The sequence below is a fragment of the Bacillus vallismortis genome, from assembly GCF_040784915.1.
Classification (GTDB): Bacteria; Bacillota; Bacilli; order Bacillales; family Bacillaceae; genus Bacillus; species Bacillus subtilis_G.
Genome location: NZ_CP160797.1, coordinates 2,010,834 through 2,034,545, shown reverse-complemented (window position 1 = coordinate 2,034,545; position 23,712 = coordinate 2,010,834). Strand labels below are relative to the sequence as shown.

The following is a 23,712-nucleotide window of genomic DNA, read 5'->3' as shown; positions in this document are numbered from 1 at the left end:
ACATAAAGTGATCATTCCACCTTCTCATCATGCACATAATAAGGTACATGCAATATCCAAGCTCTCTTAGGGGCTTTTCTATTCGCTAAAAACATAACCAGTTAACGGAAAGCCCTTTGTGGCTCTCTTCTTATTTCTCGGATTGTTTGTCATTGAGTAAAAAAATTAGTACCTTTTCAATTTCCTTTTCTAAGTCATTATTTAAATCGAATAATGTTCCACAACCGCTTCCTATAAATCCACCGTAGTAATACCATAAATCAATTGTAAATGCGTCTATATCTTCATCTTCATTGGCTGTTAAAATTCCATAATTAATTGTGATTTGGGAACGGTATTCTTTTTCCAAGCACCTCTCAGCTGTTAAATCACTTATCCCATCTCCATCTATATCTCTACAAATTTTGATGCTAAGGTTACGTTTGCCCTGACTTTCAAAAACATCTGTATATTTACGTTGCAGTTTTTCTGCTACTACTTCCCCTAAGCCTTCCAACACATATATTTTTTGTTTTAATTCTAGATTTATATCCTTCTCTAGAATATGCAAATAGCCATCAGCGTCTGGACTTTGATTTTTCTGTATCTTAAATAAACGTCTTAAAGCTTTCCGCACAGCGTTGTCCTCCTTATAGGGAACTCTCGGCTATTGTGGCTGATATACCAACTATGGTATATACAGGATACTTTATATTTGAGACATATTCAAAACTGCTTAGATAGCGAGCTTTCAGGAGTGCAATACATAAAATCATTTTATGAAGATTAGGCTGGCATTGCTGACCAATCAATTGATCTTGATTAAAATTGCTTCTTTAACGAGTGTATTCTTGGTAGCTTGGAGGAGGCCGACTTATCTACATAGAAGAATCTTAGACCATGGCTAATGTTATTTCAATATCAAATTCCATTATGTCTTAACAGAATAAGAGATTTCTAAATGTATACTCGACGTCACGACCTTAGATATCAAAAGAAGATTTTAAAGATGAGTTACCTTCTGCTAAGAATAAGCGCAAACTGCAGGCGAGATGATGAAAATTCAGCGTCAGAATACGGTCTAAAATTAGCAAACGAACAAATGATTTAGACTGATTATCAAACACTCATGAAGGCAAGAGCAAAAGACAAAAGAACCCGCACCTATATTTTTTGCATGCTGAATATAATTCTCAACTAAGATAGATATAGTTAGTGCTTAATCGTACTATAATTTCACTTTACAAATAAGTTTTTTAAAACTCTTATTTTATTTAATGAGAGATTGGTATTCCACTTTAAACTTTTATTGGTACTGGAAGTACTAGAAATTGTACTTTTGATCAAATGCTTCTTCACTGCGACATTGCTCCAAACATAAATTTGTTATTAAAAACAGAAATTAATTCTGTATCAGTTTATTCAATATGTTAATTTTACTTTGGTCTTTATTATTCTTCTTTGTTCTTCTATAGCCATCTAACAAAGACTTATTATAAATCTTGAGGTAATCATCAATAGTTAGCAAATGATATCTCGCTCCGTAATCTTCAAAAACCTCTAGGTTATTATAGTCTACATCTGCAAATGGTTTTAAATCCTCTATGTACGCAATGCCTATTTTAGTATTAGTTTTCCTAAATTCATGCTCATGTAAATCAACCATTTTATAACCTTGCAGTTCCATAATTTTTTTTAGTTTTTCCCACTTTTCCTCTAAAAAAAGTAAAGGAATAAGGATATCAATATCTTCTGGTGAAAAGGCCACCCCAGTTACCTTTTCAAGACCTAAAGATCCATATAATAATGGAATGATATCTAACTCTTTATTAAGAGTTTTAGCTATATTTATAAATTCATTATACAATTTCATTTTTTATATCCCCAATATGTAGTGATTCATTATTTAAGCATTAATTGCCCCTTGAAGTTTCAAGTCCTCAAATTCTTCCATATGGTGAATATCCCCAAACTCATTTAACCCCTTTTTTCTAATCAGAAAGATTGAAGCATTAGTACTTAGAATTGGTTTGGCTGCACTGGGCTCTTTTTTAAAAAATAGCCTGCATTTTTACAATTAACGATTCTTTTATCTAAAAAGCTTTGAATACTGAATTAAAGAATATCAGCAATATAATGATGGCTAGTACAACAACAATCTCAAAAGTATGTGAACTGCCATCTTTTTTTTCTTGTTCTGTCTTCTCTCTCATTTGTTCCCTATATTTTCTTTGTATTTCATCCTTTTTTCTATTCACCTTACTCGACCCCTTTCAAAATAAAGAAAAGCCATTCAGAATTATTCTTCATGAGGTCTAATCCAATTTTTTACCGTTATTCCTTAAATGTATCATGAGTTTGTGGATTGTGATAACTTAGATTGCTGTCTTTGCCTTGTTTTGCAGAAAAACTGAGTCCCAGACCCAGAAGATAAAAGCAAATGAAATGCTAAATAAGTAAATTTCATATGATAATAGAATCCCTAAGGTGTTCATTGGATCAGTGATTAAAGCGAAGAATAACCATACTAAGAAGGAAAAGAATAAATAAATGAATAAATATTTCAGGCTAAATCTTTTTGGCTTACGATTTAAAAAGTATTGAACAGGTGTTGCAAAGATTAAATAAAAGATATAGAGAATAGCACTTATTAGAATATATGGATAGTAACCATCATAATCAATGCCAAAAACATAAACAGCAGCAGCTGATAACGCAGACAAGACATGAACAATAAAGATCCTTAAAACTTGCATGTTTATAACCCCTTTCATGATGAATGCTTCTACAACATTATCTAGATCCTTCCTTAAAATCCCTTACAATATATGTTTTAACTTAAACAATTTGAAATATCACAAACATTGTATCTTCTGCCGATTGTTTTATGTACAATAGCCGGTTCTTCTCCATTAAAGAAACGCACAATGGCCTCATCAAATTCAATTGGTTGATTTACCACGTATCCTTCTTTTAAAACCCTAATAAACAAATACGGATCATCTTTATATAACTGATAAAGAATGTTAGCATATTGTTCGTTCTTGTCTCTAAGTATAGGTCTTTGTCTGATAAATTTAATTTGTTTCTAAAGTATTAAATTGCTTCATCTTGCTCTTTAGAAATAATGTTTGGCATTTTTCTATTCTCCTTTTTATATAATGTTTTAATACACACTAAATTGGGTAAAAATTTGTAGAGGTGATTTCTTTGAATAATGATCATAAAGTTACTCATTACTCATCATTTATTTTTTCAACAATCATGGTTTTACTGGTCGCCATCTTTCCACAATACACTTCTTGGTTTGTAACAGTTTTCTTCCTAGGTTTTGCACTTATTTATACATTCCAAAGACATAAAACAAGTTCTTCAAAAGCAATTTCTTATATTTCGTATTTATTATTCATCGTTTCATTGACTTACACTTTAGTCAATATGTAGTATTAATCCTCCCTTTCTGGAAGGTTTTTTTGTTTAAACTTATTTATCAGCAGCTTTTGGGCCACCTCTTTTCTTGCGATCTTTGTCTTCATAAATTGTAACATTGTGGCGTGTCATTAGTGTCGCCCCGGCCATTTTAAACTCTTTACGATCTTTAAAATAAACAACAGGATATTCTCCTAAAATAACCATATTTGCTAAACCCGCTAAGTAAGATGACCCATCCCCCAGAAGTAATAAGAAGACAAATGAATTCTTATCTGTAGAACGACAAGGAAATAAAGATACTATAATAACTTACTTCAAGCCAAAACATCCAAATAAAAAAGCTGGTTATAATTATTATAAAAATAAATAGGAACTTAAAGAGGGATTGCTATGGCAAAATTATATACATGTTTAATTTGCGGATATAAAGGATTAATTCACAACCCCTTAAACAATGATGGTGAGTATCAAAAAACATTTGATATCTGCCCTTGTTGCGATTTTGAATACGGCTACAGTGAAGATCATGACGTAAGCTTAGGTTTTATAGTAACTCCAGATCACTTAGTTGAAGCTGCAATTCAGTTATACCGAAAACAGTGGATTGAGAATGGAATGAAAATTGCAAATCCTGAAGATATTCCAGAAGAATTAAGAAACGGTGACTGCTTAAAATTTGAAGTGTTGTTAAAGCAATTGAATAGCCTAAATCTCGATACAGAAAACTTTGAAATTAAGGGATTTAATGGTTATTAACGCAGATTCAAGCCCCAATTTTGGGGGCTTTCTTATTATAGTACAGTCTACCAGAAAACTGTTGAATGTATAAATATCAGTGAACTTTTTCTTTCTTCATATTCCCCTAATCAACACTTCAACTTCTTTAACCTCAACCGTTTGCTGCATCACATTCCTCCTTTTTGATTTTCGTGTATCAAGCCTGTACAATATTCAAAAACCCTAAAGGATGATGAACATGTGTGGCAGGTTCACTTTATTCTCTGAGTTTGATGACATCATCGAACAGTTCAACATAGATCAATTTTTGTCTGAAGATGAATATTACCCAAGCTATAATGTCGCTCCATCACAAAACATCCTGACAATCATCAATGACGGATCTAACAACCGGCTGGACAAACTTAGATGGGGTCTTATCCCTCCTTGGGCTAAAGACGAAAAGATCGGCTATAAAATGATTAATGCTCGTGCTGAAACATTGTCCGAGAAACCCAGCTTTCGAAAGCCGCTCGTAAGCAAACGTTGTATCATACCGGCTGACAGTTTTTATGAATGGAAACGCCTTGATCCAAAGACTAAGATTCCTATGCGGATTAAGCTTAAATCATCCAATCTCTTTGCTTTTGCCGGATTATATGAGAAGTGGAAAACTCCAGAAGGTAATCCTTTATATACTTGCACAATCATTACTACAAAGCCTAATGAGCTTATGGAAGGCATACATGATCGAATGCCCGTTATCCTAACTCATGACAATGAAAAGGAATGGCTTAATCCTAAAAATACTGATCCCGATTATCTACAAAGCTTACTGCAGCCTTATGATGCTGATGATATGGAAGCATACCAGGTTTCATCTTTAGTGAACTCGCCTAAAAACAATCACCTGAGCTGATTGAATCCCATTAAGCACCACTGCCATATCGCTTTATATATCACCTCCGCTTAGCTAATATGTTCTAAGTAGGAGGTGATATTTTGTTTGTATCGCCAATGCTATTGCATTTGATAAAGGAACCGCTTGATGACGAGGACTATATCACTGAGCTTAAAGTATCTCAATAAATGGTAATGTACAATATTAAAAAATATATCCACGTACTTATATAACATGTGTTTTTACCTAATTCATTACGTGTACATAATTATTTCACTATACATAAATAGCCGATGTTAACGAATATATTTGTACAGAAATTTCTCAATGATAATAAATGATTAGGGGGTAGTGGTTTCATGCCGCCCGGGACCAACGCCGCTGAACTTCGAAAGTTTAAAAACTGCATTTAGGTAATCTATGGTAATTTAAAAATGCAGCTTAGCTTTGAAATAAGGTTTGAGCAAAAATACCTTACAAACCCTTATTTTACGATAAATAAATAGAAGCCATTTTGAAAAAAGATTGATCAAAATGGCTTCTTCTTCATTAGATTTTAGTTTGGTTTTTATAATAAAGATTAATCATTTTCTACCTATGTTGTTCAACAATCGCGCCCGTTTGTTGAAGACCATTAACAGAGTTTTTCTATTGCGTTTCCTTTTACTCGGGTTCTAATAATTTTGCTTTCTTGTATAAAAGTTTCGGATTTAATAATACTAGGCTGCCCCATAGCGACTCCTTGAATAATCTTATAGCTGTTCCAACCATCTTTTAACGGGTAGAACACCTTATTTTCGGTTAAATATGCCCCTAATGCAGATGCGGCTACACCAGTTGCCGGATCTTCGTTGTATCCAGCTCTCTTAGGAAATTGACGTGCCTGGACATATCGCTTGCTTTCCTGCTCAATGGCAAAAGGATAAAACCCAGTAGTGTTAAACTCATCACATAATTTCCAAAGGTATTCAAAATTAGGTTTAAGATTGTTAAGAGTTCCCACGCTTTTTAAAGGAATAATTAGTTTATAACGAGACGTAGAGACAGATTGAATAGGAAAATTTTTTATGTCATCTATTCCAATACATAATGCTTTACATATTTCTTCTACTGTAGGATTTACATTCAAAAATTTGGGGGAGAATTGTTCCACATTAACATCTAAATTCGATCCTTTTTCTTCCCATTCAACTTTAACAGGCCCTAACATTGTCTCCACTATAGTCGGTGAATGTTTTATCATACCTCGGTTAACGAGAACTGTAATGCTTCCTATAGTCGCATGGATGCACATTTCCATCTCATGTAATGGAACAAAGAAACGAATCTTTACATCACAATCAGAACGAGTTGATTTTAAAACGAAGGCTGATTCATGAGCAAAACCCTTTGTCATCTTTTGCATTTTATCTGTTGTTAAACTATCTGCATTCAAAACAACAGGACACGGGTTACCTTCACCGTTTTCCAGAGAAAACACTGTTGTATTTACAACTTTATAACACAATTTTCTAACCCCCCTTTGCTTTAAGCTCATTTTAACATCATTTTCCTTTCTAAAAGTTCCTGTTGATCAATATGGCCCTTTAACGGAACAACTCTATTGTCACTCAACAGTTTTTTAATCCACTTTCAACTTCAGATGTTCTTTTTCTTTCAATATAAAAACACCCCTTTAGATAACCAATCCAAAGGGGTGAAACGGTACAACTTTATTTTTTATGAAATCTGGCAAGGTACAAAAGACAGTTGGTTACAGGAAGAATTGCCAAAGCCTTATCGAAAAAAAGATGAAGAAGTTGTTGGTGATCTGCTTGAGGATAGAATAATAAGTTGGTTAACCCCAAACGGAGAATGGGGAAGTAATTTAACGAATGTCAGTCGCTGATTTAAACTTGGCCAGTTATCTTTAGGCAGATTTAATAGGAAGAATAACTGTTTATAGTCACTGTTTTTTAAGGTGCTTTCAACTTGAAGGACGTTTTCTAATACGTCTTTCATTGATTCTATCATCATCTTCAATTCATCTTCAATTACCAAGCTAATCAACTGATAACTCCATGGCAATACCTCTGTTGGAATACCCTCTTGTCTATAAGCACTATATGAAGATCGCAACTTTGTTAAGCAAAAGGGCGCGATTGCGGAGTGAAAAAAGCCCAATTTTTCAAATTCAATACTTAGAAATTGGGCTTTTAAATATTAGCATTTTCCTGACCTTACGCTACCCCTTATTAAGTTTGTATTTCTAATTTTCTTAATATTGCTCAATTTCAATAATATCTCCTAATTTTAAAATATGTTTTTTAGTCGAGTAATCAACAATTCGCAATTCTCTTTTTAGCTGGTCGATATAATGAATATTACCGACAAGTTTCTTCATTTCCCCTTTTTGATAGAAGGTGAATTGTAGAATAATGTTCCCTTCCATAGCCCCGCAGATAATTTCATTAAATTCTTCAGATTTTTTGTTCATCCAAAACCGTTTTTTTGACTTTATCTAAACTTTCATTATATTCCCTTAGTAATTTTACATATTTAGGTAACACCATGGAAACCCACTTAATACGACCTCTGTCACGAATCACCTTAAAACGCCTACTTTTCCATTACATTTTGTGTGACATTATATAAAAAGACTTCCCGAAATTGGGTTTTAAATTAAGTTCTTGACATTGAATATAAATTTGATTGTTCCTCGATCTCTAAGCATATCGCTCACTCCTTTATTGATCTAATATTAACAGAACAAATGTTCTCTATTCACCACAAACAAGAACAAAGGTTCGATGTAAATGTTGGTAATAAATAAAACTCCCTTATAAAAGGGGGTGGTTAATTAGGAGCAAATCAAGTTGCCATATTACTTAGGGTTTCATTGAAAGAAATGTACGACAAAAATGCTGTCAAAGTTATCGCAACGCTTCGCTTCTGCTATCATCCTCTAATTAAAATTGCAATGGATTTAGTTAGAATTCCAGATATAAAACATACAACTGTCATGATAGTCACCCAGATCAAAAAAGTCGGCTCTAACCCTATTTCAATTAGCATAAAAACTAAAGAGAGTACAAATATAATCAAGGTTGTTATCCATACTCTTTTGAAGATAAAGTATCCTATTATCCCTAAGATAAATGATACAGCCGGCAGTACAAGTAGTATTAAAAATGCAGGACCACCCAAATGAGATATCCTCCTAATCTTATTCATTATGCAATAATTCAAAACGTGCAATTTCCCATTCTTTTTTTGCTTTTAATGGTGTTGTATTAACCTTTTTCCCTGATTTTAAGTCATAGGAGGTTATTTCCCCTAAGACATTCTCTTTTTGCATGTCAAACCCTTTGATAAGGACGTACATGTTACTATCATCAAATTTAATATCATTCAATAACATTTCACTATTGCCCGCATAGAATTTGAAAGATGTTTTCTTATTTAGATTTTCATCAAAAAAGCTAACTTTTCCATTGTATGAGACAGCAATGATAATATGAATATACCAAAACATGATCGGCAGAAACTAACTCAAAACGAATGTCTTAGTCTTCTGTATAGTTTTTTCATTCATTCCTTCTTTTCTTAGTATTTTAACATATTACCATTCTTGTCAAGATGATATTAAGAATAAACAAGAGAGGAAATTAAAGTTTGTTTTACATGAAGTCTTTAAGTTGATCCAATATCATCTCAGTATCTTCGTTTTTGGACTTTCCTACCTCCTGAGCAGCTTCTCAAACTATAGTTCTTAAATTGTTCGACTTTATTTAGTGTGTGTACGAAGAAACAATTGACATCAATACATCAGCCAATTCAAAACCCATATCACCTTTTGCTCCTATGGCATTTTCAGTAAGAATGTGCAGTATCCACTCTAGGTCTTCGACTTCTTCTTTCTGTATAGCATCAGGATCATTTAGATCAATAGTATGAATTTCATCAAAATCTAAGTTATCGTATTCATGAATTTCATCTTCGCATTCATATGTGTATAGCTTAGATAAAAATTCATTAAATAAGTCTGCAATCCTAAAGTCTGTATTTAATTCAAGGTCAAAATACTGTACAGGTGTATTCTCATTAGTTTGGCGATAATCTAATACAACCCATTTGTGTCCATCTCCCTGTATGAACAACAGTTTTTGTGGTAGCCCCTCAACTTCAATATGGTCGTCTGACCAAGATGTTTCCTGATTTCTTGGGAACGCATTAAAATTAAATCAATCCACCATTTTGTTATGATCAATTTTTTATATTCTTAAGGCAAAGTTAAATTCATCTTCACTGATGTCCATTAACCTTAAAAGGATCATATTCAATGTTCTCCCAAATGACTCTCATTTATTACCTCCTATAGGTTGTGTAATAAATACACCAATGCTTCTAAATTTGTAATGTTTTATGTCCTCAATCGTAGAGTTAGATTTCTAATTTCAAATATTTTTGGTCATAATTTGGTCATTGACCAAAAATGCTAATTTCTCATTCTATTAATCAAAATCAAAAAATCCCCTGACACCAATAGTGCCAAGGGATTGAAAGATTAATACTGAGACATATACTGTTCGCGTTCCCAAGGATGAACTTGTGTGCGGATTATAACCTATGCAATATTTCAATGTTATAGTGCATGATAAACGTTGAATTAAAAAGGTTTTGTTATTTCTCTACGAATAAGAAATCATCAAGTATATTATATTTGTGGGTGTTTTGTGGGTGTCTTTGTGGGTGCCCACATCTGTTCATTTTTAGAGTTTTATTGTAACCTAAAGATATACATATAAAGGGAATGATGACATTGAACATTAATAGAATTAGATCAGCACTCTACAAGTCAGCTAGAATTTTAGGTGATGTTAACGCTGCTAAAAATGGTACGTTAGGTAAACGTGTAGCAAGACGCGCTGCCGGTAAAGCAACAAATAAAATTTTTAAAAGTATATTTAAATAAGGGAAGAGGAAAGTTACATGCCAGAACTTTATGATTTTAAAGCATTATCAGAAAAACATCCAGAAATATTAGATAATTTACTTACAGGAAATGGTTTCTCAATAGAATTTGATTCAAACTTTAGATACGGCGGTCTATACGAATACCTACAAACAAAAGAACTTTTTAATCTTAAGCAGCAAAATTTATTTGAAGCTTTTAAGACTAAAAACTTTGAGCTCGTTCTAAATTCTCTACTCAAGGCACATACAATTAACAAAACATTGGACAAAGATACAGACTATTTGCATGAAAGTTATCAAACGATTAAAGACCTTCTCATAAGAGCCGTAAAAGATATTCATCCTGAATATTATTTTTTAGATACAGATAAGTTGGCTTGGAGCTTTAATTTTTTTAAGAAGAATGTATTCACTACAAACTACGATTTGTTGTCGTACTGGGCTTTACTAGCTCTTAGAGATAAAAAGTTTATTAGAGATGGTTTCTGGCCTCGAAATGATGGAAAACTTTCTTTCCAATCAGATACTTTATACAATAATCATTTTAAATTGTATTACTTACATGGTGCATTACATCTATATGAAGATCGAGGTGACGTTATTAAGATAACATCAACTGGAGCAAATTTAATGGATGATATAACAAAAGAGTACGAGAAAGGAAACTTCCCTGTTTATGTCTCAGAAGGTGCGTCAGAGAAAAAAATAGAACAAATCAAAAGTAATAGTTATTTAAGTCATTGTTATCATGAGCTTTCAAATAGTGATGGTGGTCTTACTATTATAGGCCAAGGTTTAAATCCAGAATACGATAAACATCTTATCGATGCTATAAAAAATTCTAAAGTGAAATTTATTGCGTATGGTGTTTTTGATACGCCGGATACAAGTAAAGATTATATTATTGAAACCACAAAAAAACATTTTGGTGATTTAGAGGGTAAAGAACTCCTTTTTTATGATTCCAGAAATTTTTTTAAATCAATCAGAGAAATGGCACATGGTCAAAAATCACAACTATTAGGGAAGATACCTAGTGTTTTCCCAAGGATTTAGAAGCTTATTACGTATATAATTCACATAAACGCACACTCCCCAAAGCATTTAAAAAATATGCTATTCTTTTATTAATATGAGCAATATAAGGGGGAAATAAAAATGTATAAGTCGTTTATGCTGGTAGTAACAAAAGGGGGAGATCAGTACGAATATACTGAAGATAAGGATTATAAAAAAATGAAATTTTTATATGAAGCCACACAAAAGAAATTCTCATGTCATGAGATTACAAGTAGTGAAGAGATAAATAGAGCAATCGACATGCACAGAAAAGATCCAGAAAACAATTATGTTGTTGCCTTAGAATTTAGTTCTAATAGCCATTCCGGTAATAGATCAAAACTTGACTGGGCAAAAACTTCTTTTTATCCAGGTTCTATTTATTGCGACATAATTAATTATATTAATTTGCAATATATTTAATATAAAGCCCCCTCTCTTAACGAGAAGGGCTTCTTTTATTTTAGTAGCGTATCTAGTTTCACTTTCGTTTTCGGTCCGTAGATACCATCTGCAGAAAGCCCATGCATCAGCTGGAATCGTTTGACTGCGTTTGCTGTTTTCGGACCATACACGCCGTCAATACCGTTATTCTTCGCCCCTTTGTTCGGATAGAAATAAAGAGCCGCCAGAGCTTTCTGAATCTGTGTTACAGACGCGCCTTTCATCATTGGACTTTTCACCTTATAGATGCCAGAAGGCAGCGCATATGACGTTCTCTTTTTGCTTGAGCTTGTTGTTTTCTTTTTAGCTGTGCTTGTTTTACCTGAGCTTGCTTTCCCGCCCAGCGCCTTCAATTCTTTTTCAATGGCAGCCTTAACCTTGTCCCATCTCCCCTCTGACAAAATACGGTGCGGACAATACTTACCGTTCCAGTCTTGGTGCTTGCGAACACGATCAATTCCCCAGCCGCGCTCTTTAAGCAGCTGCGCCACAAACTTGATGGCCAGCTTTTCTGCTGCCTTATATTTAGCGCCTCCCGACTTGCTGTAGCAGATTTCAACGCCGATAGACTTACGGTTCCCGGTGCCGTTTGTGCCGTCTCCTGTGTGCCATGCATTGCGATTTGTGGGGATGCCCTGCCGCACCTCTTTGTCATCGACTGCAAAGTGAAAGCTTGTTGAATTTGTGTTATTGATCATGTAACTAATCTCATTGGCAGCTGACGCGTCATTGGCTGTATTATGGATGGTGATGTACTGTGCCGTCATTGCGTTCGGGCATTTCAAACCGTATTTAGCTTCTGATACAAGATTCTTTTTCACTGTAATTGTCATAAGTGATCTCTCCTATTCTGTTTTTGATATAGAAAAAGCCGCCGGTTTATCCAGCAGCCTGTTCATCCTTTTCTTTTGTTTGATCGTTGTCATTTTCGATTACATGAAGCCGGTCAGTAATGGCAGCCGGAATCTTAACACCGATCTGTGCAAGGTTCTCCGTAATGGAAAGCCCCTCATTGGCGATATAAAAAAGAACGGTTCCAAATGTCAGGACGCCGTTCAGATTGAGAATTGTATCTACGATATTTGCCACGATGACCACCAGAAAACTAAGCATTTTCCGGACATAACCGAACCAAGCGCTTCGACTCCGCAGCTTTTTGAATTTCCAAGCCTTGATCACGCCCGTTATTACGTCAAGAATGCTGAGAACAAGCAGTAAATCTAGATATTTCACACTCCCAAACAGGTACACTCTCGCTAAATCCAATGTTTCAAAATTAATAAACACAGTCGTTTCCTCCATTTCTTGTTATCACCTTCCTTAGAGGCAAAATAAAAACACCTATTCGCCTACAGGTGTATTTTCGAGCTTATTTGACTCCTAGTTTACTTGGTCAGACCCAGAAGATCCGTCAGTTGTCCCAGAAGCCCCTTCTGAGGGAGTGGCATAGTCTTCCCCAGTAATTTCTTTGAATTGCTCAGCTGTGATTTTCTCATAACCTACAAATTTACGAACATCATCAGATGTATAACAGCCCCATTTGTAGCAGTTATTAATGCATTTAAACCAATCCATACTTACAACACTCCTTTTTCAGTTAGTGACATAATTAATTCTGCGTACATATTTGCTTGTTCTTCCGCCTGCTGTTGTGTTTCAGCTAATTGTGATAAGAGCAAGGCATTTTGCTCTTGCAATAGCCAAACAGGTGATTCTTCAACTTCACCTATACTTAAAATATCGTCAATCTCTTCCTGTGTAGCTGTCTCTGTCCATTCCTGCTTTTCTGCATCAAACTTTGGTTTGAACAATGAAGGGGAATCCGGCAGCGTTACTTCAGTGCAATCAGCTGGGATAGCATAATTACCTGTATCGTCCATTTCTGTGACTAGAACTGGCTCAACAAATAGATAATTTTCATCGTATCTATAAACCTGTAACATTCTTATCCTCCTTAATCTAACGGAATCGGGTTAACATCCATATAATAGCCGGTAACTGCGTTATTATCATTGGACATTAAACCAGTCAATTTTAAATCTCCTGTACCGAAAACAACGAGTTTACAAATACCAGTTATTCCGATCGTTGACGCGAGAACAACCGCACCGTTACTCGGAACCATGGAGGAAGGTATTGAACCAATCACAACTTCCCGCGGTGCTGTGATCTGTCCTCTTAATAAAAGTAATTTGCCCCATTTAGCGTACTGAAATGGCCTATCTCCATTTGCTGCTCCGTTTTTCAGGGTAACATTTTGCCAGATTGCATTTTCAAAATTTTTGCTTGTATCCAGCTGTTTCCACCCTGTCCAGCCCGAAGAATTACCATCATAATAATTTGTAAAAACATTATTTCTGTAGTCCATCGCATAAACCCAGCCATACATACCCTTGCCATCAGTTGATTGACTTGTCATTTGATAAAACCCTCTTGTAGAGGCGCTAGAAGGAGAATTTACTGCTTTTCCATTTGCATAAAAGGTGCCCATGCTCCTACCTCTATTTACAATTGCCTGAAGCATGTCTTCGCCTTCATTTACTGCAAAAGCTACACCCCCAACATCATTTGTGATTTTCGTTAATTGACCGCCGTTCCATTTCTCTCTCTCAATTTGTGTGATGTGACGAATAGGATTGTAATTATGGGCGTTAAACTCCGTTAAAGGTGCCTGCTGAACATTATCCACCTTATCCAAGCCTACTTGCGCTTTTGTTACGGCGTGCGGGTTGTCCTTTCTATTTGCGTGAGCATCTACCTTCGACTGAGCACCTGTGATGGACTCTGCAGGAAACCAATTGATCTTGGTATGGCTCGAATTGTAATAGAACCACCAAGCATTCCCATTCACGTCCACGGCGTACCCCATGCCAATCCCTGGCTGTCCTACAATCTGCATACCGCGCAAGCTTGATGATGACGGGTTATCTGTGACAGCGTTGGTCCCGTAAAAAGAGACAGTCCCGACATCTTTAAGCGAATCATAAAAAGAGCCTTGTGTGAGGTTGTATTTCTGTGTCCCGTTCTCTGCCGTTATCCTGAAAGTTTGGCCGTTATTCCACTTTGTTCTCTCGCTAGAAGAAATGTGTTTGGATGCATCTGATACATGCAGGTCAAAATCTTGTTTAGAAGCTTGCTGCACATTGTCCACATTGCCCAACCCTATTTGACTTTTTGTAACGCCGTGAGGGTTGGACTTGTCTCTTGTGTGAGTGTCTAGGTTCGTCTGGACAGCGTCGGCTTTCTCTTGTGAGCCCGCCTTTGTCTCAACATTATCTAAGTCTTTAAATTTTTCCTGAAGGTCCGCCACTATTGCCTCAACCGACTGCCTCAACGTCTCAAAATCCTCAATATAATACTCGGCAATTGGTACAATATCCGAGTCAATAAGGTCTTTGTCTATCTGAAAAGTAAACTGAGTGACGCCCAGTGACTGTTTATTGTCGTAATACAGATTAAGAGACGCTTGAACCTTGCCGTAGTGCTTGATTTCCTCACTTGTCAAAACGTATTCCGCAATGCCTTTCAGCCTATCGACGATCGTAATATTCTTGATGAACTTACTACCGTCGGTCATCACCATAACAAGTTTCCCGGTCACCGCGGACAAAGGTAAAGGGACGCCATCTTTGACCACTTTAAAAGTCAATTTGGCCGTCCCTATATCTTGTGTACTAAAATGTATGTTTGTTGTTCTGCTGCTTGAGCTAGTGCCTACAAAGGCACTTATCGCAGCATCTTTATAGATCATGAATCCCCCTCCTTACCCTATTGGAAAGCTGGCATTGACGTATGTGTAAGTGACCGCGTCCACACTGTTTACCGCGAATCCATAGGCAACAACTTCCCCGTTTGCACGCACGTCTATTTTGCGCTGTCCTGTTGTTCCAGCGACCTGACAGCCATCATACCAAGCTTTACTTGGTCTAGCTCCTGCCGGTAAAACTGCAAATATTACCCCGTCTGTCACTGGAATTTTAACCCTTCCGCGCAAATGAACGAGTCCGCCGTTTATGGCATATTGCAATTTATCATTAGAATCAGGATTCGAAGCCCCGTTTTTCAAGGGAAGATTCGTCCAATCCAAATCTTGACTGGACATAAGCTCCGCCCATTCCCCGGCAACCCCCGCGCCAGTTACAACCCGAGTGAAAATTTTAATTGATCGCCCTGTGGAATTTCGTGTAAGCGTCTGAATAACAGAACCGGAACCGTCGGCCGGTGCAACTTGAAGCCACCATCCCGCATCGCCGCCGGCCGGATGATCCGTCATCTTGTTTGATTCTGCTGTTTTCATGTAATAGTAACCCACTTGGCGAAAGTCTTTGAGTTTTGTCAGTCCATCAGGCAGGCTCTTTGCGAATCCATTGTTTTTGGTCAATGGATAGCCTTGAAACCCTTGTGATAAGTCTGTGGCAAATGTAGCCGCATTATCTTTGGAATGATACGCATAGACTTTTGCCAGGCGCTTTCCCACTGTACCGGTTGCAATTGCCGCGAATAACGATTTCTTCCCGGTCTTCGGGTCCTTATAAAGAAAAATGGATTCCGGCTCACGAAAATCCCCCTCGTATTTCCCATCAGGTCCCCGGCCAAAATCACATGTAATTCGTTTCTTGAGCTTTCCATCTTTGAAGCTGAACAAAGACAATTCAGCCGGATAGGTGACGCTGTTAGTGTCTCCTGTGTACCAATACAAGTCGTATCCGTCGATAGTAAAGCCCTGCAGGTAATGCAAATCGTTTGGAACTGTCACTTCTCCCAGCAGTTTATCAATACCGTTTTTCACATCATTCAATTTACGCAGCTGCACAACGCTGTCATCGTTGCTGTCTTTTAAACGCAAGGCAATCAAACCGTTTTGTTGATCAATAACTGGAATCGCATATAGATCAGTGAATTTATTAAACCGTTTGATGCCGCCATTTCCTCCGTTAATCGTTGCCCCGGCTGTGTAGGGAAACCGAACTAGGTCATGACCGATTGAGCTACCATGTGAATCAACTACCTCATAATTTGACCAGATATACATTCTGTCGTTTTCTCGTTCAAGCCCGATTGTGGTGCCGTGCCCGCCGTGAACGACTGTCATGCTATCAAGCATTACGCCATTTTTATTCATCCGGGTAATAACATAGTTTTGACTTTGATCTGTGTTGCCACTTCCCACCTGCGTCGCGTATATATCGCCTGTTTTCTCGTCGATTACGAAACACTGCAGCACCGTTTTATCTGCAAGGTTCAAACTCGTATGATAAACGGGTCGGATTGTCGTGTAATCGAACCCATATTCTTTTTGAACAGAGGCATCAAGGTCAGAGAGTGATTTTTCAATCTCCACAACGCGCTCATTTGCCGTGTCAAATTCTCTACCTTCTCGGTTTATACGGAGGTCCAGAACCTCTTTTACATTCGTGCCGTCTGCTTTGGCGATCATGTTGGCGAAACGCTTTTTCATCGTTTCTAATTCTGTAGAAACAGAAAGGCCGCCGTGATCAATTTGACTTGATTTGTGGGCGGTCTGTGAGTTTTCATGATATTTAAATCTATTGTTTAGCAGATTGACTTCCGTTTCGGTTGCCTTGGCGTTATCGTCCAGCTGAGTAAAGAGTTTGGCGTTTGGAGCATCCCCGTGCCTCTTATTAAGATAAAGCGTCATGTTTTCACCTCTATTTCTGTCCTACTATAAGAATTTTTACTTTTGAACCTTCAGGAACGCCCAGAGGGTCACTTATTTTTCCGCCTTTATAAAGGATTATATTAATGATGTCTGTGTCCACATCTTCGGTATACAACGTGTAGCCTGCCTCTTTCATAATGGAATTGGCATCACCGGTCACATACTGGATTGCATAATCATCATCCGTATTCAAAGAAAGGATGCCAGCTGCCAAGGAAGCAAAGCCCTCACCATAAGACACAGACCATTCACCATCTAAAAATTGCAAAGAGAATGTATATGTGGTCTGCTGCGATGCCCGGGTATTCGCCAGACTTTGCTTTATTTGATTGATTTCAGCAAGCCCAGAAGCCAATTGATTTTGATAATTTTTGATGGTCTGCTCTTGATTCTTCGCGCGCTTTTTCTCTTCAATTTCCATGTCTACACGGCTTTTTCTTTTTCCGTCAATTGTCAGGTCAGAGGGCTGTTCTGGTCTTAATGGGTTGTATGAGGCCCCTGTTGCTCTCAGCTTCCCATCAAAAGTGATTCCATTCAAAGGCGTATCAGCATATACACGAATGGTGTCCCCTGCCATAACCGGCTCTTCGATATCAGCCAAGGCCTGATCTAACAATTCCACATAGTCGGCATCATAGGACACTTCTGCATAAGGATTGACTTTGGTTTTCAGCAGCTTAATCATGTCATCCTTTGTCGTGATTGAATCATCCGTGACCGGTTCCGCCCAAGATGGCTGCCCGTTTATTAGAAACTTTTTTTCCTCTGGATGAACATAGGTAACCGGAGGAAAGACATACTTTTCATCCTCATTCTTGAAAGTCCTATACACCCCGATAATATTGCCCCGTAGAAGATACATGACCGGATCAGCTTTCTTTGTGCCTTTTGTATTCGGGTTATTGCTGTCCCTGCCTTTAAAGGTAGCAACCACCTTATAAGTCTTGCTGTCCAGTCCTCGAATGATATCAAACTCTTTTTCTGTCGGTGCTGAATCTTTATAGACAGAAATGGCTTTCGTCTGATCGCCTATTTTAAATTCCCATTTACCGCCCAGCTTCGACACAAGTGTTTTGAATTTAAAGCCTGTCCCTGTGAAGGAGAAAGAAAACGCGGCTCCTATTTTCTTTGTATAATCAGCTTTTAATGAGCTATCATACGCCCAGGTTCCTGTTTTGGAATCGTAGGGGATCGACTGATCACCCAAGATGTCCTTATCTTCTTTGAGCTTCCCATACCCTTTCACCCTTGTTGTCGAGTTGTCTTCACTTGTTGTGATCTGTAAAGACGTGAGGTTCGAAAGGTTATCCAGCCTTTTTACAATCTCTTTGCCGGCTTTTTTGTAAATGTATAAATGCGTGTTATCCGGAATGATCTCCACCCCAAAGGTAGAAATGATTTCATCCATCAGCTCAGAGGTCTTTTTATTGCCGAAACCCTCCAGCTTTTTAGCTCCGATCCCCTTCGCATCCGGCATAATTGTAAATGTGATTTCACTGCCTTTCACTGCGTGCTTTAATGCTTCATTGAGAGTTTTTGTACCTTCTATCGTCTCGTGAACAACATGCTTGATCGCCCTAAAAGAATAGATATGCGTGGCTGTTATGTCTTTCGTTAGTAGGGCGCCTTCCTGTTTGATCGTTGGCGTGTTAATGAAATACTGTTGCTTTTTATAGCGCACTTCGTCGATAATAATAAAATTTCTTCCGACTAACGCATTGAAAGGGATCTGATTGTATTCAGTTAAGGGAATTAAAAAAGACAAATCCTTTTTCCCAGTGATATTATCATTCACTTTGGGCTCAACATGAATGAGCTCATGCTGTTGTCCTGTGTTAATATCATGTACAAACATCTGATTCAAAGAGCATCACCCCCTATTTATAATAAAAGTGTGTAATGAATCGAATATCGCTGTAGGTAGCGCCGGCAATCCTAAATTGATTCTGGCCGGCTGCAAGAGTCGGGAACCGCCCACTCCTATCGGAAATAGGCGCAGAGTTCTTCAAAATGTGATGTTTCAAAAGCGTTATCTTATCCGTTTTTGAAAATTTTCCGTTCAGTGTCAGGGTTTCGTTTGTCGTGATATTTGTAATTGAAATATCCGTACCCTGCAGGTACATTTCAACGTTGTAATTATAGTTAATCGGGTCCAGTTTTACGTCCCCTATGTTATCCACTACAAAAGAGTTTTTATTTTGAAAGTGAAACACAGGGGTTGAGTCCCGCCGGATATTCATGCCCAAGTGAAACTTTTCGTCCTTCAATTCCATAGATGCAGTGCTGTCATTTAAAGACTCAGCAAGTCCCTGAATGGCCGTCAACGTGATGTCCACTTCCTGATACTTTTTGCCGTTTTCTTGATAGATGGAAAATGCGTCATCACACGTAACAAGCCATCGTTTATAAGGCTGCTGCGTATTGATCACATAGTAGGGGTCCTCTCTTACAAAAAGGTTGTAAACGGCATCCCTTTTGATCTGGAACTGAAAAGAACTATTTGCCTCCACAAGCACTTTTATGTTGATCTTTCTTTCTGTGTAACGCCCAGTGTTCCCCTGCTTAAGCATCATCGTCCCGTTAATGAGCGCGCTTGTTCCTGCCGTCTGCCTTTCGAACACTGGCGCTTCCGGTCTAAATGATAAAAGCGAGACGCCATCAAGAGTCTCGCTTAAATACTTGCCTTCTATTATTAGATCATAGTTTATCAACCTACCACTCTCCTAAGAGAAGCTTACATTGTTCAGCAATCCCTTTTGATTCCTTTCTTTGTTGTAAACATCGTCTTGGACTTTGTTTAATTCTTGTACACTTAAAACCATCTTAGGGTCCTTTGCCACAAGCTGCGTTAATAGTCTTACCGTTTGGCTTAACAGATTAATTTCGGCCTGCTGGTTGCTGTTTTGTTGCTGCAGCAGAGTGACCATCTTTTGCAATGCGTTTGCATCGCTTGTGTTTGACCGATTTTCCGGCTCATACCCAACCATTTTGCCAGCTTGGCTGAGAACCTTATGAGCTTGGCTGCGCCTAAATTGACGCAACGGCAGCAGCATTTCCCCTTTATGGACCTCGGCCATGTGATCGCGTGTAATCAATCCGCCTTTATCGTAACCGACATAACGGCCGCCGCGCGCCATAGACTTCAAGCCTGGATGGTTTAAGATGCCACCGTACCTGCTGTTCAGATAATTTATAGACGCAAGGATTTGGTCAACTGGGTTTTTGATATTTCCGTGTCCTGGTTCCTTATTGGCGTTGAAGGTACTCGGGATGAACTGCATCAATCCTTGTGATGGGTGACCGGCTTTCGCGTTTGAATCCCATCTATTTACAACATTCGGATTGCCGCCTGATTCCTTCATCGCTATGGTTTCAAGCGCAGAGGCATACTCTGATCCCAGCCCTTTTATCTTTAAGGCCTTAGCAACCCACTTTTTGACGGCTTCCGTGCCGCCCTCACCAAAGTTGCTAGACTCCCCAAATTTATCTTTGATGAAATTGACAAAATTCTTTTTGATAAGAGAGAAAGAACCCTTTAGGACATTGCCGGTAATGCCTTTCACCTTAGGCAGTTTCAACCCTAGCTTTTCAATAACCTTTTTGACGAGTTTTGACGGGTTGCTGATATAGTCAAATACATCTAAGGCAAGGTCCTTCACTTTTCCAACGGCTGCCTTTGCTCCATTCCACATCTTTGAAATAAAGCCTTCTTTCTTCTTCGTTCCGTTTGCATAAGCCGGAACCCCTGAAAGAAAAGCTTTAGTGTCAATCGCTGACAAGACTTGTGTTCCTTGAGGGAGGTTCATGAGCGTATCAGTCGCAGGGCTAAGCCCCATGTGACCCGAAGGGGTTATAAAAGCTTCCGGCCCAGCATTTGAGCCTTTACCATCACCGAGAATGGCTAGGCCTCCGGGGTGCCCGCCTGTACCATTGGCGTACTGTGGAACTTCCCATTTAGGGATTTTAGTATCAACCCCGATTTTCCCTAGAATCCAATTGATGCCCTGCTGAGTAAAGCCATTGATGATTTTACCGAATCCGCGCAGCGTTTGGTTTCCAAACGCTTTTATTCCGTCCCATACTTTGCCTGCCATGCTCTTAATTCCATCACCCATTTTCTTAGGCAGCGCCTTCGCCCCATCTACAATGTCAGTGAATTTTTTAGCAATACTAGTTTTCATGTCAGTGACAATTTTCAGGGCTTTATCTTTCAAGAAGCTAAACATTTTTCCGGCATTTGTGGCACCATCTTTAAACAAACTTTTGATCCAACCCCACATTTTTGGGAATATGCCCTTTAAACCAGCACCAAGTGCCTTAGCGCCGCCAAGAATCTTGCCGAAAAATGAAAGCTGGATAGCATTCCAGACAACTTTTATCGCGCCAGAGAATATTTTCTTAATTCCTTCCCACATTTTCGAAAAATTCCCGGTCAATAACCCAGAAAAAACGAGAATAACGCCCTGAATTACAGACATGGCGCCGGTGATCACGCCCTTGATATTGCCCCATACAGATTGAATAATCGCAAGCACGGCTGGCATGACAAATTGAACAACCGACCACACATTTTGAAGGGCTTGAGTGATCACTGAACCGTTTTGCTGCCAGAAAGACTTCCATTGCCCTGTGAGTTGACCAATGAACGACATCACGCCGCCCAGTGCCTGTTTGACCAGAGGGCCAAGGGTTCCAAAAACTTGGGATGCAATAGTGCCGAGAGCCGAAAAGGTCGGCTTCATGGCGTCAAAGCTTGCCTTCATGTTGGATATGATGGGCTGTGCCTGCTGCTTAAAGCCCGAAAAAGCCGTCTTAATATTGTTTATCCCATCGATAATGGTCTGGACCGTTAACACTGGGAAAAAGTCCATCAGTTTATCGGCACCTTTTGACGTATCACCATTGAAAACGTCCATTATGCCAGAGAAAATAGTCTTTAGATTTTTTCCGGCATTCGCGATATTGTTAAAAGTCGGTTCAAGGCTTTTCATGCCAGACTCTAAGCCAGACATGACGGGTTCAAGCAAGCTTAGGACCCCATTTCCAATAGGCTCTAACGATGTCAGGGCAGAACGGCCAATCTTTTTAAGCCTTGTCCCAAAATTATCTTGAAGGGCTTGGCCAGCTTTTTTCGTCGCACCGTCCACATTCGAAAAACTGCTCTTTACATTAGCGAGAGCCGACACGCCTTTTTGTCCTAAGTCCTCGAACTGTGTACCCATAATCTGCTGACCGATCTTATAGGCATCGCTTTTATTTTTCATGCCGTCAATGTCTTTCATAACGGCCGTAAAAACCTGGTCGCCACCCTTACCCGTCTTTTTAAATTCCGCATATAGCTGCTGAGTGTGACTTGATAGGGATTGCATCGCTTCATCTGCAGTTCCATCGGACAAACGTATATTCATTTCTTTGATCAGATCCCCGACCTTATCCAGCTGGAAGGCACCGGATTCGGCGCCGGCCTGAAAGATTGAGAACATTTTTTGTGTAGAGAACCCTGCAGACGCAAACTGATTGGAATATTCATTAATCGAATCTAAGAACTCCCCAGAATAATCAAGGCCCTTCTGAAAACCACTAGTGATCATGTCCATAGCAGCATCAGAGGAAAGTCCATCAAATGAATTTTGCATCGCGTTGATTGACTTAGTAATGTCGTTTCCGTCTTGGTCGAAAGCTTTTGCGATGGTCATTGTGCCCTTCGTAACTTCTTTTACCGTTTCGTCGGTTGCATCCTTTAATGATTTCACGTTCTGTTTTACGTTGACGATTGCGTTTTTAGCATCCCCAACACTCTCGCCGAAACCATCAGCCCATAAGCTTTTTGCCGAGCTCGTTACCTTTTGAGCCTCTTTTTCCGTCAGCCCTAATTGAGCCCGTACTTCTCCCTGGGCCGCCTGTGTATCAAGGGCCATTTTTGCACCAAGCCCGCCGATTGCAGCCGTAAGAGCTCCAACACCAGCAACGCCTGCAGTCAACGCACCGACTAGCCCCACTTTGATAAAAGAACTGAATTTGGATACTTTCCCGCCAGCCTCACCACTCGCGTCGCCGATCTCTCTTTGGCTATCCGTTAACCCCTCGGCGCTTTCACTCGCTTGGTTTTGGGCTTGTTCCAGCCGTTGATACTGCATCTGTGCGCGCCGCAGAGAACCTTCAAGAGAATGATACGATTGAATCTGTGTATTGAGCCGCTGGGCGTATTTCTGGGCTTGCTGTGAGCCTTCGCCGTATAGCTCAACCTGTTTCTCGTAAGACTTCCGGTATTCTTCTACAATCTGCTCTTGAATGGAAAGCTCATTTGATAAACCTTCAACCTGCTTTTTGCTAGCTGTGAGTTCATCACCCATCGCTTTAAACTCTTGAACAGTCGCTTTTGTTGCTGTCCGCGCTGTTTTGAGGTTATTTCTAAGACCGGTTATCCCTCTGTTTACGCCGGCATCGTTTAGCGTGGTGTTAATGACCAAATTTCCTATCGGTCTGCCTTCTGTCGCCAAATAGTTACCTCCCTTCTATCGTTTTGTTAGAAACACAAAAAGAG

25 protein-coding genes and 4 pseudogenes are annotated in these 23,712 nt (G+C 38.7%); 9 read left to right on the top strand and 20 right to left on the bottom strand.

Features of this window, described 5'->3' with window-relative positions; genetic code table 11:
• Positions 1 to 130 precede the first annotated feature (130 nt).
• The 5 genes and pseudogenes from ABZM97_RS09855 to ABZM97_RS09835 form a co-directional block, all read right to left on the bottom strand.
• A complete protein-coding gene (locus ABZM97_RS09855) occupies positions 131 to 616 on the bottom strand; it encodes a hypothetical protein (RefSeq protein WP_367387455.1) in 486 nt (161 codons plus the stop codon).
• Between the two features lie 765 nt (positions 617 to 1,381).
• Positions 1,382 to 1,852 carry a hypothetical protein gene (locus ABZM97_RS09850; RefSeq protein WP_367387454.1) on the bottom strand — a complete coding sequence of 157 codons (471 nt, stop codon included), beginning with the start codon at positions 1,850 to 1,852 and terminating at the stop codon, positions 1,382 to 1,384.
• Positions 1,853 to 2,072: 220 nt separating this feature from the next.
• Positions 2,073 to 2,237 carry a hypothetical protein gene (locus ABZM97_RS09845; protein WP_202327644.1) on the bottom strand — a complete coding sequence of 55 codons (165 nt, stop codon included), beginning with the start codon at positions 2,235 to 2,237 and terminating at the stop codon, positions 2,073 to 2,075.
• Positions 2,238 to 2,354: 117 nt separating this feature from the next.
• On the bottom strand, positions 2,355 to 2,735 hold the full coding sequence (locus tag ABZM97_RS09840) for a UPF0715 family protein (protein WP_367387453.1): 381 nt from the start codon (positions 2,733 to 2,735) through the stop codon (positions 2,355 to 2,357).
• Between the two features lie 77 nt (positions 2,736 to 2,812).
• Positions 2,813 to 3,117, bottom strand: a pseudogene (locus tag ABZM97_RS09835) (hypothetical protein).
• A gap of 72 nt (positions 3,118 to 3,189) precedes the next feature.
• Here ABZM97_RS09835 and ABZM97_RS09830 point away from each other — a divergent pair.
• A complete protein-coding gene (locus ABZM97_RS09830) occupies positions 3,190 to 3,423 on the top strand; it encodes a hypothetical protein (protein WP_148961745.1) in 234 nt (77 codons plus the stop codon).
• A 39-nt stretch (positions 3,424 to 3,462) separates the two neighbouring features.
• Here ABZM97_RS09830 and ABZM97_RS09825 read toward each other — a convergent pair whose 3' ends face one another.
• The gene (locus tag ABZM97_RS09825; protein WP_242519855.1) at positions 3,463 to 3,615 is read right to left on the bottom strand and encodes a hypothetical protein; all 153 of its coding nucleotides are present in this window, start codon (positions 3,613 to 3,615) and stop codon (positions 3,463 to 3,465) included.
• A 37-nt stretch (positions 3,616 to 3,652) separates the two neighbouring features.
• Here ABZM97_RS09825 and ABZM97_RS09820 point away from each other — a divergent pair.
• The 4 genes and pseudogenes from ABZM97_RS09820 to ABZM97_RS09805 form a co-directional block, all read left to right on the top strand.
• Positions 3,653 to 3,781: pseudogene (locus ABZM97_RS09820) on the top strand (SAR2788 family putative toxin); the annotation flags it as partial.
• Between the two features lie 20 nt (positions 3,782 to 3,801).
• A complete protein-coding gene (locus tag ABZM97_RS09815) occupies positions 3,802 to 4,167 on the top strand; it encodes a hypothetical protein (RefSeq protein ID WP_367387452.1) in 366 nt (121 codons plus the stop codon).
• 220 nt (positions 4,168 to 4,387) lie between these two features.
• Positions 4,388 to 5,061: pseudogene (locus ABZM97_RS09810) on the top strand (SOS response-associated peptidase).
• A 69-nt stretch (positions 5,062 to 5,130) separates the two neighbouring features.
• Positions 5,131 to 5,205, top strand: a pseudogene (locus tag ABZM97_RS09805) (hypothetical protein); the annotation flags it as partial.
• A 458-nt stretch (positions 5,206 to 5,663) separates the two neighbouring features.
• Here ABZM97_RS09805 and ABZM97_RS09800 read toward each other — a convergent pair.
• Positions 5,664 to 6,536 carry a PhzF family phenazine biosynthesis protein gene (locus ABZM97_RS09800; protein ID WP_367387451.1) on the bottom strand — a complete coding sequence of 291 codons (873 nt, stop codon included), beginning with the start codon at positions 6,534 to 6,536 and terminating at the stop codon, positions 5,664 to 5,666.
• A gap of 96 nt (positions 6,537 to 6,632) precedes the next feature.
• On the opposite strand from ABZM97_RS09800, the gene ABZM97_RS09795 reads away from it, so the two are divergent.
• A complete protein-coding gene (locus ABZM97_RS09795; protein ID WP_367387450.1) occupies positions 6,633 to 6,917 on the top strand; it encodes a hypothetical protein in 285 nt (94 codons plus the stop codon).
• Between the two features lie 369 nt (positions 6,918 to 7,286).
• On the opposite strand, the gene ABZM97_RS09790 is transcribed toward ABZM97_RS09795, so the two are convergent.
• The 4 genes from ABZM97_RS09790 to ABZM97_RS09775 form a co-directional block, all read right to left on the bottom strand.
• Positions 7,287 to 7,505, bottom strand: coding sequence for a YolD-like family protein (locus ABZM97_RS09790; protein WP_242519856.1), 219 nt, complete (start codon positions 7,503 to 7,505; stop codon positions 7,287 to 7,289).
• A 461-nt stretch (positions 7,506 to 7,966) separates the two neighbouring features.
• Positions 7,967 to 8,242 carry a DUF2651 family protein gene (locus ABZM97_RS09785; RefSeq protein WP_253269115.1) on the bottom strand — a complete coding sequence of 92 codons (276 nt, stop codon included), beginning with the start codon at positions 8,240 to 8,242 and terminating at the stop codon, positions 7,967 to 7,969.
• Positions 8,235 to 8,366, bottom strand: a complete 132-nt coding sequence (locus ABZM97_RS09780) for a hypothetical protein (protein ID WP_277986965.1) — start codon at positions 8,364 to 8,366, stop codon at positions 8,235 to 8,237. The genes ABZM97_RS09785 and ABZM97_RS09780 overlap by 8 nt, the downstream gene beginning before the upstream one ends.
• Before the next feature lie 433 nt (positions 8,367 to 8,799).
• Positions 8,800 to 9,168 carry a hypothetical protein gene (locus ABZM97_RS09775; RefSeq protein WP_242519857.1) on the bottom strand — a complete coding sequence of 123 codons (369 nt, stop codon included), beginning with the start codon at positions 9,166 to 9,168 and terminating at the stop codon, positions 8,800 to 8,802.
• Positions 9,169 to 9,830: 662 nt separating this feature from the next.
• On the opposite strand from ABZM97_RS09775, the gene ABZM97_RS09770 reads away from it, so the two are divergent.
• The 3 genes from ABZM97_RS09770 (at position 9,831) to ABZM97_RS09760 (ending at position 11,467) form a co-directional block, all read left to right on the top strand.
• Positions 9,831 to 9,983, top strand: a complete 153-nt coding sequence (locus ABZM97_RS09770) for a hypothetical protein (RefSeq protein WP_367387449.1) — start codon at positions 9,831 to 9,833, stop codon at positions 9,981 to 9,983.
• Positions 9,984 to 10,000: 17 nt separating this feature from the next.
• The gene (locus ABZM97_RS09765) at positions 10,001 to 11,041 is read left to right on the top strand and encodes a DUF4917 family protein (RefSeq protein WP_367387448.1); all 1,041 of its coding nucleotides are present in this window, start codon (positions 10,001 to 10,003) and stop codon (positions 11,039 to 11,041) included.
• A gap of 102 nt (positions 11,042 to 11,143) precedes the next feature.
• On the top strand, positions 11,144 to 11,467 hold the full coding sequence (locus ABZM97_RS09760; protein ID WP_367387447.1) for a hypothetical protein: 324 nt from the start codon (positions 11,144 to 11,146) through the stop codon (positions 11,465 to 11,467).
• Between the two features lie 35 nt (positions 11,468 to 11,502).
• Here ABZM97_RS09760 and ABZM97_RS09755 read toward each other — a convergent pair whose 3' ends face one another.
• From ABZM97_RS09755 to ABZM97_RS09715, 9 genes are all read right to left on the bottom strand, one after another.
• Entirely contained in the window at positions 11,503 to 12,321 is an 819-nt protein-coding gene (locus ABZM97_RS09755) for an N-acetylmuramoyl-L-alanine amidase (protein WP_367387446.1), read from the bottom strand.
• A 46-nt stretch (positions 12,322 to 12,367) separates the two neighbouring features.
• Positions 12,368 to 12,790, bottom strand: a complete 423-nt coding sequence (locus ABZM97_RS09750) for a holin family protein (RefSeq protein WP_367387445.1) — start codon at positions 12,788 to 12,790, stop codon at positions 12,368 to 12,370.
• A 78-nt stretch (positions 12,791 to 12,868) separates the two neighbouring features.
• Entirely contained in the window at positions 12,869 to 13,063 is a 195-nt protein-coding gene (locus tag ABZM97_RS09745) for an XkdX family protein (RefSeq protein WP_367387444.1), read from the bottom strand.
• Between the two features lie 2 nt (positions 13,064 to 13,065).
• Positions 13,066 to 13,431: a hypothetical protein gene (locus ABZM97_RS09740; RefSeq protein ID WP_367387443.1), complete on the bottom strand. Its 366-nt coding sequence runs from the start codon at positions 13,429 to 13,431 to the stop codon at positions 13,066 to 13,068.
• Between the two features lie 11 nt (positions 13,432 to 13,442).
• Positions 13,443 to 15,239 (bottom strand): BppU family phage baseplate upper protein, encoded by a 1,797-nt coding sequence (locus ABZM97_RS09735; protein ID WP_367387442.1) that lies wholly within the window; start codon positions 15,237 to 15,239, stop codon positions 13,443 to 13,445.
• A 12-nt stretch (positions 15,240 to 15,251) separates the two neighbouring features.
• The gene (locus ABZM97_RS09730; RefSeq protein ID WP_367387441.1) at positions 15,252 to 17,147 is read right to left on the bottom strand and encodes a teichoic acid biosynthesis protein; all 1,896 of its coding nucleotides are present in this window, start codon (positions 17,145 to 17,147) and stop codon (positions 15,252 to 15,254) included.
• Positions 17,148 to 17,157: 10 nt separating this feature from the next.
• Positions 17,158 to 19,023 carry a phage tail protein gene (locus ABZM97_RS09725; protein ID WP_367387493.1) on the bottom strand — a complete coding sequence of 622 codons (1,866 nt, stop codon included), beginning with the start codon at positions 19,021 to 19,023 and terminating at the stop codon, positions 17,158 to 17,160.
• Positions 19,024 to 19,045: 22 nt separating this feature from the next.
• The gene (locus ABZM97_RS09720) at positions 19,046 to 19,879 is read right to left on the bottom strand and encodes a phage tail domain-containing protein (protein WP_367387440.1); all 834 of its coding nucleotides are present in this window, start codon (positions 19,877 to 19,879) and stop codon (positions 19,046 to 19,048) included.
• A gap of 12 nt (positions 19,880 to 19,891) precedes the next feature.
• Positions 19,892 to 23,668, bottom strand: coding sequence for a phage tail tape measure protein (locus tag ABZM97_RS09715; protein WP_367387439.1), 3,777 nt, complete (start codon positions 23,666 to 23,668; stop codon positions 19,892 to 19,894).
• Between the last annotated feature and the right edge of the window lie 44 nt (positions 23,669 to 23,712).

What these genes read in the sequence shown, in the direction of transcription:
- ABZM97_RS09850 (WP_367387454.1), bottom strand. Translation starts at nt 1,852, where the DNA reads ATGAAATTGTATAATGAATTTATAAATATAGCTAAAACTCTTAATAAA.
- ABZM97_RS09840 (WP_367387453.1), bottom strand. Translation starts at nt 2,735, where the DNA reads ATGCAAGTTTTAAGGATCTTTATTGTTCATGTCTTGTCTGCGTTATCA.
- ABZM97_RS09825 (WP_242519855.1), bottom strand. Translation starts at nt 3,615, where the DNA reads ATGGTTATTTTAGGAGAATATCCTGTTGTTTATTTTAAAGATCGTAAA.
- ABZM97_RS09815 (WP_367387452.1), top strand. Translation starts at nt 3,802, where the DNA reads ATGGCAAAATTATATACATGTTTAATTTGCGGATATAAAGGATTAATT.
- ABZM97_RS09790 (WP_242519856.1), bottom strand. Translation starts at nt 7,505, where the DNA reads ATGAACAAAAAATCTGAAGAATTTAATGAAATTATCTGCGGGGCTATG.
- ABZM97_RS09785 (WP_253269115.1), bottom strand. Translation starts at nt 8,242, where the DNA reads ATGAATAAGATTAGGAGGATATCTCATTTGGGTGGTCCTGCATTTTTA.
- ABZM97_RS09780 (WP_277986965.1), bottom strand. Translation starts at nt 8,366, where the DNA reads ATGCAAAAAGAGAATGTCTTAGGGGAAATAACCTCCTATGACTTAAAA.
- ABZM97_RS09765 (WP_367387448.1), top strand. Translation starts at nt 10,001, where the DNA reads ATGCCAGAACTTTATGATTTTAAAGCATTATCAGAAAAACATCCAGAA.
- ABZM97_RS09760 (WP_367387447.1), top strand. Translation starts at nt 11,144, where the DNA reads ATGTATAAGTCGTTTATGCTGGTAGTAACAAAAGGGGGAGATCAGTAC.
- ABZM97_RS09755 (WP_367387446.1), bottom strand. Translation starts at nt 12,321, where the DNA reads ATGACAATTACAGTGAAAAAGAATCTTGTATCAGAAGCTAAATACGGT.
- ABZM97_RS09750 (WP_367387445.1), bottom strand. Translation starts at nt 12,790, where the DNA reads ATGGAGGAAACGACTGTGTTTATTAATTTTGAAACATTGGATTTAGCG.
- ABZM97_RS09745 (WP_367387444.1), bottom strand. Translation starts at nt 13,063, where the DNA reads ATGGATTGGTTTAAATGCATTAATAACTGCTACAAATGGGGCTGTTAT.
- ABZM97_RS09740 (WP_367387443.1), bottom strand. Translation starts at nt 13,431, where the DNA reads ATGTTACAGGTTTATAGATACGATGAAAATTATCTATTTGTTGAGCCA.
- ABZM97_RS09735 (WP_367387442.1), bottom strand. Translation starts at nt 15,239, where the DNA reads ATGATCTATAAAGATGCTGCGATAAGTGCCTTTGTAGGCACTAGCTCA.
- ABZM97_RS09730 (WP_367387441.1), bottom strand. Translation starts at nt 17,147, where the DNA reads ATGACGCTTTATCTTAATAAGAGGCACGGGGATGCTCCAAACGCCAAA.
- ABZM97_RS09725 (WP_367387493.1), bottom strand. Translation starts at nt 19,023, where the DNA reads ATGTTTGTACATGATATTAACACAGGACAACAGCATGAGCTCATTCAT.